Below are 12,891 nucleotides of genomic sequence, written 5' to 3'. Positions count from 1 at the left end.
GCGCCGTTGGCACCTGCCGCGGCCCGCAAACAGCCTCGAACGCTAGCCCACCATCATCCGATCGTGGTTCACCACGCGGTAGAACAGCTTTTTCACCTCGTCGGGATCGCTCGTCTGCCCGAGCGCCCACATGGTTTTCGCCACAAGGGCCTCGGTGGTCATATCGGCGCCCTTGAGGATGCCGCAATGATCGGCGTACGCGCGCCCGACTTCGTACACGCCGAGGTCGCAGCCTTCCTCGGGCACCTGCGTGGTCACCACGAGCGTCCTGCCCGAATCCACCCACCCGAAGATCGCACGACGGTAGTCGCCGTAGTCGGGTATGCCCCCTATGCCGAACGTCTCGAGTATGATGGCGTCGTAATCGCTCTTGAGCAGATCGAAGATGCTCGGATTCATCTCGGGCGTGAGCTTGAGCACGAACACGCGCTCGTTCAACCGATCGTACACGATCGGTGCGCCGCCGGCGCCCGCGCACGTTGCCGGAGCCCCCGCACGCACGATGCGGTCGTTCCTGATGAGCGCTATCTCGGGGAAGTTGACGCTCATGAACGCGTTGAAGCTCATCGTACGCTGCTTGCGCGCCCGCGTTCCCGCAACCACCGCTCCCCCGAACACCACCGACACATCGCACGAGCGATCGTCGGCGGCGAAGAGAACGCTCTGGTACAGATTGAGCTTGGCATCGGTAAACGGGCTCGCCATAGGTTGCTGCGACCCGGTAAGCACGATGGGCTTGGGGCTGTTCTGGATAAGGTAGGAAAGGGCCGCCGCCGTATAGGCCATCGTATCGGTGCCGTGCAGCACGACGAACCCGTCGTAGGCGTCGTAGGCGTCAACGATCGCAGCGCGTATGCGCATCCAGTCGGCAGGTCGCATGTTCGTGCTGTCGATGTTCATGAGCTGCACGAAACCGAGCTCGCACAGATCGCCGAGCTGGGGGACGAACGCCGTCAGCTCTTCGCCCGTCAGCGCGGGGGCCAACCCGCAGCCGTCCTCAACCGAAGCGATGGTTCCGCCAGTGGCGATCAAAAGGATCTTCTTCATCTTGGTGCTTTCTCGAATAGCCTGCTCGCTGTCGATGAGCAACAGTACCCGTACTCCGCATCGGCGGGCTAGACCGCACGGAAAAACTCCATCAAGCGAATATTTGCGAAGCTCGCCTACACCTCGGCCCATTACGAGGCTGGGAGCTTTATACTGAAACCTTTGTTAGCGCAACAGGCGGTTAAGGCAGGACGAGAGGTATACAATGGGCGGATTTTTCGGAGCTGCATCCCGTAACGACGTGGTGCTGGACGTGTTTTTCGGCGTGGACTACCACTCGCATCTGGGAACGCGACGCGCGGGCATGATCTTTCACGACGCGAACAGCGGCTTCCAGCGCGAGATTCACTCGATCGAGAACACGCCGTTTCGCACGCGTTTCGAAAACGACCTGCCTGGGTTCCGCGGCTGCACCGGCATCGGCTGCATCAGCGACACCGATCCCCAGCCGCTGCTCGTGCGCTCCCATCTCGGTACGTTCGGCATAACCACCGTCGGAGCGGTCAACAACGCGGAAGATCTGGTCGAATCGCACTTCTCTGACGGCGGCAAGCAGTTTATGGCCATGAGCTCGGGGGCCGTGAACACCACCGAGCTGATCGCCGCTCTCATCAACCAGAAGGACGATTTCGTCTCGGGCATCAAATACGCTCAGAACGAAGTCGAAGGATCGCTCACGCTGCTCATCATAACCAACGACGGCCGTATCATTGCGGCGCGCGACAAGCAAGGCCGCCTGCCCGTCCTCATCGGGAAGAACGGCGAGGGCTTTTGCATATCGTTCGAATCGTTTCCCTATCACAAGCTCGACTACGACGACGAATACGAGCTGGGTCCCGGAGAGATCGTATGCGTGACCGCCGACGGATACGAAACCCTTTCGCCCGCCGGCGACGAGATGAAGATATGCGCGTTTCTCTGGACGTACTACGGCTATCCCAACTCGAACTACGAGGGTGAGAACGTCGAGGTCGTGCGCTACAGAAACGGTGCNCCGCCAGGCGCGGGATCCCGTCGCGGCACGGCACGCACTTCCCGCACGTTTGCGCCCCGCTCGCCCTGAGCAGCGAAAGCTGCACGACAAGCGGGCAGGTACCCGGGGGGCACGTCTCGACACGACGTGCGTGCCTGTTCAGATATTCGGATACCCGGGCATCTGAAGCCGATTTCGGTGCAACCGATATCATCGCCATTGGTTCCTCCCGTATCATGCGTAAAGAATCGGAATCGTCGTGCCGATCGCGCAGAAAGCGCAGCCCCGCACGGCACATCGAATAAGCAACGGGGTAATTCTATCGCATAGAGCGCCCCCGCGATCATCGTCACGAAATCGCCCGAAAGCGTTCCGCAAGCGTCCTTGCACAAGCGGCGTTCGGCACGGAAGAACGCCGCGGAGCGCCGTTGGCACCTGCCGCGGCCCGCAAACAGCCTCGAACGCTAGCCCACCATCATCCGATCGTGGTTCACCACGCGGTAGAACAGCTTTTTCACCTCGTCGGGATCGCTCGTCTGCCCGAGCGCCCACATGGTTTTCGCCACAAGGGCCTCGGTGGTCATATCGGCGCCCTTGAGGATGCCGCAATGATCGGCGTACGCGCGCCCGACTTCGTACACGCCGAGGTCGCAGCCTTCCTCGGGCACCTGCGTGGTCACCACGAGCGTCCTGCCCGAATCCACCCACCCGAAGATCGCACGACGGTAGTCGCCGTAGTCGGGTATGCCCCCTATGCCGAACGTCTCGAGTATGATGGCGTCGTAATCGCTCTTGAGCAGATCGAAGATGCTCGGATTCATCTCGGGCGTGAGCTTGAGCACGAACACGCGCTCGTTCAACCGATCGTACACGATCGGTGCGCCGCCGGCGCCCGCGCACGTTGCCGGAGCCCCCGCACGCACGATGCGGTCGTTCCTGATGAGCGCTATCTCGGGGAAGTTGACGCTCATGAACGCGTTGAAGCTCATCGTACGCTGCTTGCGCGCCCGCGTTCCCGCAACCACCGCTCCCCCGAACACCACCGACACATCGCACGAGCGATCGTCGGCGGCGAAGAGAACGCTCTGGTACAGATTGAGCTTGGCATCGGTAAACGGGCTCGCCATAGGTTGCTGCGACCCGGTAAGCACGATGGGCTTGGGGCTGTTCTGGATAAGGTAGGAAAGGGCCGCCGCCGTATAGGCCATCGTATCGGTGCCGTGCAGCACGACGAACCCGTCGTAGGCGTCGTAGGCGTCAACGATCGCAGCGCGTATGCGCATCCAGTCGGCAGGTCGCATGTTCGTGCTGTCGATGTTCATGAGCTGCACGAAACCGAGCTCGCACAGATCGCCGAGCTGNCGCCCGCCGGCGACGAGATGAAGATATGCGCGTTTCTCTGGACGTACTACGGCTATCCCAACTCGAACTACGAGGGTGACAGCGTCGAGGTCGTGCGCTACAGAAACGGTGCCATCATGGCGCGCGGCGAAGCGGCGGCCGGCGGCGTGCCGCAGGTCGACTACGTAGCGGGCGTGCCCGATTCCGGAGTTCCGCACGCCATCGGCTATTCGACCGAATGCCAGATTCCTTTCGCCCGCCCGTTCATCAAGTACACGCCCACATGGGCCCGTTCGTTCATGCCCTCCAACCAAGAGGTGCGCAACCGCGTGGCAAAGATGAAGCAGGTACCCGTTCCCGAGCTGATCAACGGCAAAAAGCTCTTGTTCGTGGACGATTCCATCGTGCGCGGCACGCAGCTGCGCGAGACCATCGACTTCCTGTACGGTGCGGGAGCCGCCGAAGTGCATATGCGCTCGGCCTGCCCGCCCATCATGTTCAGCTGCAAGTATCTGAGCTTCTCGAGCAGCAAATCGGAAATGGAGCTCTTGGCCCGCCGCGTAGTCCAGCAGCTCGAGGGCGACGAAGGCCAGAACCATCTCGACGAGTACGCCGACAGCTCGACCGAACGGGGCAAATGCATGCTCTCGGCCATCTGCGAGGAAATGGGCTTCGATTCGCTCGGGTTCCAATCGCTTGACGGCATGCTCGAAGCCATCGGCATCGATCCCGAGAAAGTATGCACCTACTGCTGGACGGGCAAGGAATAGATACCCGGGGAACCGCGACGCCCGCTCGGGCACCGCTCCGCCCCGCGCACCGCCTTAAGACGTAAAAAGCGGCTCCCACAACGTGAGCCGCTTTTGATTTACGCGGATGAGTGCGAGCTTTGCGAAACGCGCGCACACAGACGAGGGGCGCCTAGTCCACCGCTTCCCTAATAGCCGCCATGAGCTCTCCGTATTCGTCGAATGCGGGAAGGTCGGGGTTGTCGGCCTTGATGGAATCGGGGCTCTTGAACAGAAATCCCGCCTTGCTCGCCTTGATCATACCAAGGTCGTTGAAGCTGTCGCCCGCGGCAACGGTTTCGAACCCGCACGATTGCAGAGCGCGCACCGTGGTGAGCTTGGATTCGGGGCAGCGCATCCGAAACCCCGTGATCTCGCCGTCCGCGGCAACCTCGAGCGTGTTGCAGAAGATCGTCGGCCATCCGAGCTTCTCCATGAGCGGCTTGGCAAACTGCTCGAAGGTATCGCTGATGATGATCACCTGCGTATAGGCGCGCAGCTCGTCGAGAAACGCCTTCGCGCCGGGCATGGGATCGATCTTCGCGATGGTTTCCTGAATCTCTTTGAGTCCGAGCCCGCGCTCTCGCAGGATGCCGAGGCGGTACTCCATGAGCTTGCCGTAGTCCGGTTCGTCGCGCGTGGTGCGCTTCAACTCGGGGATGCCGCTCTCCTCGGCAAATGCGATCCAGATCTCGGGGACGAGCACGCCCTCTAAATCGAGGCAAACTACGTTCATGGGAATTCCCTCCTTATAGCCGTCCCAGCGATTTTTCCAGTTGGGCGCGCGCTTGTCAACTCGCTTCGACCAGATGGGTAAAAGTCGCCATCGAAAGCCCCGAAGACCGCATGTCACAATGAGCCCGGACGATCGGGGCGAAAAGCAGGCGAGCCGCGTCGCGCCTCACTCGGCATCCGAATCAAGCGCACAGCCCTTTCGCGATTCCGCAAGCACATAGCAGCCGCCCCGCCGCTTGCAGACGGGTACAGGATGGGTGCATCACGAGGTAGCCCACCGATCGACTCGCTCCTCGAACAGCTCGAGCTTCTCTATCGTGCAGGCGGTCAGGGGGAACGCATCGGCATCCGCGCTCAAGCAGCACACGACCACCGTCGATCCATCGCCGATACCCGCCGGAAAGAACACGAGCTCGGAACACGACACCGAACCGGTATCGCCTGCAACAAGCTTCCCCTTGCTGAAGGGGCGATCGTCGTTCCATGGGGCAACCTCGATTTCGATGCTGTTCTCCTCGGCGTCTTTCGAGAGGACCCTGGCAAGCACGTAGGCGTACTCACCATCAAGATCGGGCAGAGCGGAATCGCCCGCCTGCTGCGACCCCCGGAACCCCGCCTGCCCCACAGTGGCCTCCGCATACGAGCATGCAGTAAGAAGCGCTGCACACAAAATGACCGCCAAAACGACGAACGCAGAGAAAACAGCTCGCCGCCGTTGCCGCGGTACAGCCAATTCCGTTTTCTTCATCGCTTGCTCCGTCCGCTTGAATAGCCGCTTCCTACCGATTCCTTCGACTATAGCGCGAACGCATAAACGATTCCGTTGTTTTCCCAACGGTTTACACGGAAAAGCAGCCGCCATCGCGAGCAGGAAAACGACTGGCGAGACAGGGGCGTCGAACGAAACTCGCGCGAATCGCCTCCGCGCACCCGCAACCAATGCCATCCAAAAGACGACCAGGTTCGCAAAAGCACATGCGGCAGGTTCGTCGCCGCAATGCGGCAACTTGACGCAGGCGGCTATTTCGCTTCGAAGACGAGATAGGTATTGAGGTCGTCGGTTCGACCATCGGCCTTGAATCGGGAAACAAGGGTCGCTCTCGCCCGCACCGCAGAAACCAGATCGTCGATCTCGCTTTCCGAAAAACTATGGCAGTAGCGGTATGCGCCCGGAACGTTTTTCCATCCGAGCAGAAAATCGCCTGCATCCAATTCCGGCAGACCGAGCTCGAGCAGCGCGCGTTCGCGCGTGGCCCGTGCCTTCTCGGCCAGCCTCTCGTTCTCCATGAACTGCCACAAAGACACGATCGCCAAGCCTCCCGAACGCGTCTGGTCGACAAGCGCATCGAGCACGGCATGGCGATGGTCGGGCAGGGGAACATGATGCATGAACCCGAACGATACGCTGAGGTCGCACATGGGGGCTTGCAGGCAATCGCCGATGACGCCGCCAGCCGCAAGCACATCGAGCACGTCGAGGTTTTGATACGCAACCCGCGGCCGCGCAAGCGGTTCGCTCTGGCTGTCTTGCGTATCGTCGAGGCCGCCATCAGGCGCGTATTCCGCAAGCGCGGCGTCCGACACGAGACTATCGCAGTTATCGACCGCGTACACCGACACCGCGGTTTCGGGCAGCGCGGAAGCGAGGAACGCCTCAAACCGCAGGTTTCCGCATGCGAGATCGAACACCGAAAGGGTCCGGCTCTCCCCGGATGCGCCTGCATCGCGCGCTCCTTTCCCGATCCCGTCCTCGGCAGCGCCCAGCTCACCCAAACGCCTTATCTCGTCGAGGCATCGCTTCCACCCGTTCCAGGGCGCCTGCCTCGTTGCGGAAAACGAGTCGCACTGAACGCGATAGAAGTCGCTCGTAAGGGCGCGGAGTTTTTCAGCTGTTTCGATATGCAACAAACATCGCCGTTCGATTCGGAAGCGGATTGGCCGCCCTTATTATAGAATGCCCTATAGCATGGACGACATCATTCTGGAAATACTCGCAGAGCTCGCAACCGCCGATCGCCTTGACGCAACCTTAGTCGAGTCGATAGTACGCAAACACAACCGCAATCGCACGGGCGACCAACGCCACTACGCGAAAAAACGGTTGCTGCCGTACTACCTCAAAGTCAAAGAGTTTGACCACGCACGGTGGAAAAGCTGGAACGTCGACGACGAAACGGAAAAGAAGCTCATCCGAACGCTTCAGGTGAAGCCGCGACGCACCGCGTCGGGCGTGGCCACCATTACCGTCATCACGAAGCCGTGGCCCTGTGCAAGCAACTGCCTGTACTGCCCCAACGATCTGCGCATGCCCAAGAGCTACCTGGCTGACGAACCCGCCTGCCAGCGTGCCGAGCGCAACTACTTCGATCCTTACCTGCAGGTGGTTTCGCGATTGCGCGCGCTGACGCACATGGGGCACGTCACCGACAAAGTTGAACTGATCGTGCTTGGAGGCACGTGGTCCGATTACCCCGAAGGCTACCAGATCTGGTTCGTCAAGGAGCTGTTCCGAGCGCTCAACGAAGCCGGCGAACCCGACGGCGCAGAAGAGAGCGCGAAGGAGCGGAGGCGGTTCTACGAAACAGCGGGGCTGAGCAACCGCAAGGACGACCTCATCGAATTCGTCGCCGAAAAGCAACAGGCGATCGCAAGCGGCTCGCTCAGCTACAATCAGGCGATGCGCCAGCTTTACGGGGAAAACGAGGGCTGGATGAGCGTTTCCGCCAGACAAAACACCGGCCTCGAGAAACTCGCTTTGCAGCAAACGGCAAACGAGAAAGCCCAACACCGCGCGGTCGGGCTGGTCATCGAAACCCGACCCGACACCCTATCCGTCGGCAACCTCACGCTGATCAGGCAGCTCGGCTGCACCAAGGTCCAGATGGGCATCCAGAGCCTCGACGAGCGCATCCTTGCGATGAACGATCGCGCCATCGGCACGCGGGAGATTCAGACGGCCTTCGAGCTGCTCCGCCTGTTCGGATTCAAGATCCACGTGCACTTCATGGCGAACCTCTACGGATCCACCGTCGATGCGGACAAGCGCGACTACAAACACCTGGTCACCGAAGGCGCGTACCTACCCGACGAGGTGAAGCTCTACCCGTGCGCACTCGTGGCGGGAACAGGCCTCTGCGAGCACTATAAGCGCGGCACGTGGCGCCCGTACACCGAAGAGGAGCTGCTCGACGTGCTCGTGGCTGACGCGGCAGCCACGCCCCCGTTCGTGCGCATATCCCGCATGATCCGCGACATCTCGGCGCACGACATCGTCGCGGGGAACAAGAAGGTCAACCTCCGCCAGATGGTCGAGCGCAAAGCCGACGAGGAGAAGGTGCCCATAGGAGAAATACGCTACCGCGAGATCAGCACCGACGAGCCCGCCGTCGACGATCTGACGCTCGACATCATCACCTACGACACCACCGTCGCACGCGAGCACTTCCTCCAGTGGATCGCTCCCGACGGCAGGATCGCGGGGTTCTTGCGGCTCTCCCTTCCCGATCGGAGCGCCGTCGCCGAACGCCCCGAGCTACCCGTCAAACCGGGCGAGGCAATGATCAGGGAGGTGCACGTGTACGGCAAGGTTGCCGGCCTGCACAAATCGGGCGACGGGGCGCAGCACCTGGGACTCGGCAGGCAGCTCGTCGAGCGAGCCTGCAACATGGCGAAGGAAGCAGGCTACCGAAGCGTCAACGTCATCAGCTCGGTCGGCACCCGCGAGTACTACCGCAGCCTGGGCTTCACCGATAACGGACTCTACCAGCAACGAGCACTCGACTAAAAACCCCGAAAACAGAGCGGCATCGAACAGAGGTGCCGCCCCTCGACAATTGCCTCGCGAATCCCGAACCCGCCGTTCGCGCCGAGACCGTCGCAGAATAGCAGCGAGGGACAATCTAAAGAGGCGTTCCCCTGCTCAAGCATGAAGCTCCGAAGGCGACCTGTGAACTGTTCGGTTTCGAGGTTTTTCCCATATTTCGCCCAAAATTGGCGGCGAAGGCTCGTTTTGCGAAACCTGAGTGGCTCTAGAGGTCTACGGCCGCAAAGTTGTTCCGAGAAAGCCCAGATCACGTTTTACGGAGTCAGCGGTTTTTCGATTTCCGGGCGTCGTTATTTTCGCAAAACGGGCCTTCGCCGCCACACGGAAGCTCCTTTCATGCAAAAACTCATTATCAATAAAACAGCGTCCGCCGTTCCGCCTTATCGCGCCAGCCGAATCCCCATGCGAAGCATCGACGCGACGAAGGCCGACGATCCGCTCTGCGGCCAGCTGCCGAATCAGAAGAGGCCTGGCAAGGTTCCCTATATCCGGTGGATGAACAGCCCGCTTCTGAGCTTCGGCTCGAACCAGGTCGATTTCGGCGGCATGAGAAGCCCCGCGTCGGCAACGGCGAACAGCTCGTCGATCGAGGTCGGATGCAGCGCGAACGCCACCGCCATGCCCATATCGACCCGCCGAGCAAGCTCGTCGAGCCCGCGGATGCCGCCCACGAAGTCGATGCGCTTATCGGTGCGGGGGTCTCCGATGCCGAGCACGGGGCCGAGCAGGTTATCCTGCAGAAGCGCCACGTCGAGACCGGCTACGGGATCATCCGAACGATAGGCTTCTTTGATTGCAAGCGGATACCAAACGCCGCCCACGTACATGCCGTAGCACCCCTTGCGTGCGGGCTTGCACGGATGCTCGCTCGCTTCCCCCACATCGAAGCGCTCCCCAACCCGCTCGAGGAACTCGTCCAGAGCAAGTCCGTTCAAGTCGGCGACCACGCGGTTGTAATCGAGAATGGTCAACTGCTCGCTCGGAAAGATTACGGAGAGGAAATGGTCGGATTCGAGCGGCCCCCCAACACCCGCAGCACGGGCGGCTTCTCGACGCAGCAGCCCCGCTTTCACGGCAGAAGCCGCACGATGATGCCCGTCGGCAATGTAGAGGGCAGAGGTCTGCTCGAACGTCCGCCGAATCGTCTCGGTGTCGGCGGGATCGTCCACACGCCACACCGTGTGGCGCACACCGTCATCCGCCTCGAAATCATACAGGGACGGCTGCGACTCAACGCGGTCGATCACCGCTTCTACCGCGCCGTCGGAGCGAAACGCCAAGAAGATGGGACCCGTCTGCGCACCGCACGTATCGACGTGGCGAATGCGGTCGATCTCCTTGTCAGCACGGGTTTTCTCGTGCTTCTTGATAACGCCGCTCTCGTAATCGTCGATCGAGGCGCATCCGACAACGCCGGTCTGCGAACGGCCATCGGCTGCACGCAGGCGATAGAGATAATAGCTCGGCTCGTCGTCCTCGACGTACGTGCCGTCCGCGATGGATTCGTCGAGCAGCGCCTTCGCCCGTGCGTAAATGGCCTCGTCGTGCTTTTCCACCGAATCGGGCAGCGTCGCCTCAGCAAGGTCGATCCTGAGAAACGAGTGAGGATGCCGCTCGATTTCGGATCGTGCCTCATCGAGGCTGAATACATCGTAGGGAAGCGAAGCTACTTCACTCGCCCGATCCTCGTGGGGGCGAATACAGGAAAAGGGAACCACGTCGGCCATGCGCGCCATCCTCGCTCATCGGTTTCACAGCTGGTTTACAGGGTAGCGCAGAAGCGCACCGAAGCCGCGAGCATTCGGCGAAACGCCCCTCTATCTCACTAGGAGATGCGCCGAAACCTATTTATGCGCATCGCACAAAGCACATAACGCAAGGCAAAAGAAGTGCTAGACAGCGACTATAGATGTACTAGACTCAAGTATCCGTCCCTGTGACAACCCCCATTCATCATACAGGCAAGGTTCTGCCAGCCAGTTAGAAACACAGCCGAGAATACCCACTGCTATCCAGCGAAATAAGCTCGGTTACGCTGTAGATAAGAGTTGGCATGCCTCAATCCGATCGACGCCATCAACATACTTTGCAGCATATGAACCCCGAGGATCACCAGAGGGCAATCAATTTGCCCTCCGTAGCCCACTTTACACCACTCGCCAACAACCCCCGCAAAAGCCCTCGAACCCACCGCCGTAAATAGCAGTCAGCCCGATTCGCGAAAAGCTACGGCGGCGCACTTGCACAATCTCGTCCACAACGTCCTTCGGGAGAGACGCCGCTTTTCCTGTGCCACCAACCATGTGGCTCTACCCTACCTCGATATTAATACGCTTCCGAAAACGGTTCAGCACCGAGAGCGTCTATCGGGGCAGTTCGCAAGCAACGAGAGATCCGCGAGCGACTTCACATAGACCAGAGGGTGAAAACGAGTCGATCGGCTCCGAACTGGAATAAGGCAAGGCCAGTTGGGATACAGACATCCCACCGCAGCGGTCAACAACGGAGTCAATTGAGCCATGGCTCTCCCCGTTTTGAATTCGACAGCAAGCCCAAAGAGACGTGGAAACCAGCGGTCCCGCCCGCCTTCTCGCAGGGCATCATCGGCCGGCCGCCATCAGCGTCCAGGCGGCCGATTGGTGGACCCACACAGCCATATCTACGTATTCCCACGATTGAGGGACGGCCTTAGCACATGCCGACGACTCCGACACAACCTCGCCATGCCCGATCACCCTTTTGCGCTCATAGGCATTTCTCAACATCTTCCAAGAGGCGATGTGCTGCATTCGAAAGAATGCTTAGACACCGCCGGATCCTCTCGCTAATCAAAATATTTCTCCTGATAGACAACAGAACCATCGACCTTTCCATAGGAAAGGTCGATTTCAAAAAGCCCAATTCACTTCTCAGCCTCAACCGTGCGCCCTCCCCCAGATCACCATACGCAGCACCTCGCTGAATAGACCGTCTCGCCGGCCGAACTTCTTTACAGCGAGGGATTGCGCTCCCCAACCTCCTCGTATATTATTGGAGGAGTGAACGGAAGTGACCGGATAACGATCGAAGTGCTCAAAAAGGAGGAAGCCCGATTGAAAGCACCGATGACATCATTAACTCTTCCGAAGAGCGTCTGGAAAGAAGCTCGTCAACAGCTTCAAAACGACTGCTCCCTCAAAATAACGGTAGACAGCATCTTGGAGAAATTCAAGAGCGTCAAATCTCGAGATGCAGCGCTAAACACCATCGTCCATTTAAAAAAATATTTTGGATTGATTGACGACGACGGTAAGCTTACAGCAATTGGCAAACAATGGGTAAACGACGAAACATATCCCAATGCTTGCCAACTCATCATTAATGGGATTTTTCCAAGAGAATCTCTCTCGTTTCTCAAAAACAGCGATTTAAGCACCGACGATAAGGCAAAGCTCCTCCAAAAATACGGAAAATTTGGCCAAGCTGGCGCAAAAAAAACTGTTCGGTTTTTCCTGATGCTCGAAGAAGAGGCCAACCCGGAGCAACCTTATGCTAGCGAAAAAGCTTTTGAACCAAAAGGGATGGAACAGAGGAGCGATACTCCCGAGAACGCTCCAACAGCACAGAAAGCTATCCCGCCATCGGATCAAGCGACAACCGAAAGAACAATACACGTGACATTCGACTCCGCTTTCCCCGCTGAAAAAATTCCCTCCAGACTGAAAGCTATTTACTCTGTATCCCCTGATGCAAATTTCGAAATAACAATGAAAGCCTAATGCCCAGTGGCGACGCAAAAACGACGAAGCGCAAAGGAGGATCAATGGACCCACCAGTAAAAAAGTGGTTGCCCCCGCTGCAACAGAGACAACCACGAACTCAGGAGCACAGCCCCTTTGAGCATAACGAAGTGTACCACACGAATACGTTGTGATACCAGCTGCGCTCCTCGTGATAAACATACCAGCAATTGGCCAACACCCATCACAAAGGAGAACAAGCTATGTACATAGCCGTTAGCAAGACCATACATTCGTCGCAATCGATACCCCCGTTCTGGAGGAACAACCCGCAGATGCAAAGGGCTTTCCACTGGATCAGAAGGAATCCAGAAGCGTGGCACTTCATAGTGAATCTTGCCAAGCGAGAAGCCTCACTGCAACGAAGGACCTCGATCCAATGGATTATCGAGGAAACCCGAAGGA

Annotated in this window: 9 protein-coding genes; 3 read left to right on the top strand and 6 right to left on the bottom strand. The window is 59.2% G+C overall.

What is annotated here, in order from left to right; translation table 11 throughout:
- Positions 1 to 42 precede the first annotated feature (42 nt).
- Together C1722_RS00560 and C1722_RS00550 are read right to left on the bottom strand one after the other, a co-directional pair.
- The gene (locus C1722_RS00560; RefSeq protein WP_102377536.1) at positions 43 to 1,047 is read right to left on the bottom strand and encodes an asparaginase; all 1,005 of its coding nucleotides are present in this window, start codon (positions 1,045 to 1,047) and stop codon (positions 43 to 45) included.
- Between the two features lie 1,437 nt (positions 1,048 to 2,484).
- Positions 2,485 to 3,342, bottom strand: coding sequence for an asparaginase (locus C1722_RS00550; RefSeq protein ID WP_102379469.1), 858 nt, complete (start codon positions 3,340 to 3,342; stop codon positions 2,485 to 2,487).
- Positions 3,343 to 3,399: 57 nt separating this feature from the next.
- Here C1722_RS00550 and C1722_RS00545 point away from each other — a divergent pair, with 57 nt between their 5' ends.
- A complete protein-coding gene (locus C1722_RS00545; protein WP_244902390.1) occupies positions 3,400 to 4,131 on the top strand; it encodes an amidophosphoribosyltransferase in 732 nt (243 codons plus the stop codon).
- A gap of 151 nt (positions 4,132 to 4,282) precedes the next feature.
- Here the strand turns inward: C1722_RS00545 and thrH are convergent, their stop codons facing one another.
- The 3 genes from thrH to C1722_RS00530 all read right to left on the bottom strand — a co-directional run bounded on the left by thrH (position 4,283) and on the right by C1722_RS00530 (position 6,657).
- Complete coding sequence (gene thrH, locus C1722_RS00540; protein ID WP_102377535.1) at positions 4,283 to 4,885, bottom strand: bifunctional phosphoserine phosphatase/homoserine phosphotransferase ThrH; 603 nt, start codon at positions 4,883 to 4,885, stop codon at positions 4,283 to 4,285.
- Between the two features lie 261 nt (positions 4,886 to 5,146).
- Positions 5,147 to 5,632, bottom strand: coding sequence for a hypothetical protein (locus C1722_RS00535; RefSeq protein ID WP_102377534.1), 486 nt, complete (start codon positions 5,630 to 5,632; stop codon positions 5,147 to 5,149).
- A gap of 272 nt (positions 5,633 to 5,904) precedes the next feature.
- Positions 5,905 to 6,657 carry a hypothetical protein gene (locus C1722_RS00530; RefSeq protein WP_146040564.1) on the bottom strand — a complete coding sequence of 251 codons (753 nt, stop codon included), beginning with the start codon at positions 6,655 to 6,657 and terminating at the stop codon, positions 5,905 to 5,907.
- Positions 6,658 to 6,850: 193 nt separating this feature from the next.
- Here C1722_RS00530 and C1722_RS00525 point away from each other — a divergent pair, with 193 nt between their 5' ends.
- On the top strand, positions 6,851 to 8,668 hold the full coding sequence (locus C1722_RS00525) for an elongator complex protein 3 (RefSeq protein WP_102377532.1): 1,818 nt from the start codon (positions 6,851 to 6,853) through the stop codon (positions 8,666 to 8,668).
- Positions 8,669 to 9,189: 521 nt separating this feature from the next.
- On the opposite strand, the gene C1722_RS00520 is transcribed toward C1722_RS00525, so the two are convergent.
- On the bottom strand, positions 9,190 to 10,434 hold the full coding sequence (locus C1722_RS00520; RefSeq protein ID WP_102377531.1) for a DUF1015 domain-containing protein: 1,245 nt from the start codon (positions 10,432 to 10,434) through the stop codon (positions 9,190 to 9,192).
- 1,365 nt (positions 10,435 to 11,799) lie between these two features.
- Here C1722_RS00520 and C1722_RS00510 point away from each other — a divergent pair.
- Positions 11,800 to 12,465, top strand: a complete 666-nt coding sequence (locus tag C1722_RS00510; protein ID WP_146040563.1) for a hypothetical protein — start codon at positions 11,800 to 11,802, stop codon at positions 12,463 to 12,465.
- The last annotated feature ends 426 nt before the right edge of the window (positions 12,466 to 12,891 follow it).

This window comes from Raoultibacter timonensis, from assembly GCF_900240215.1.
Classification (GTDB): Bacteria; Actinomycetota; Coriobacteriia; order Coriobacteriales; family Eggerthellaceae; genus Raoultibacter; species Raoultibacter timonensis.
This window is presented reverse-complemented; position numbering and strand designations above follow the sequence as displayed.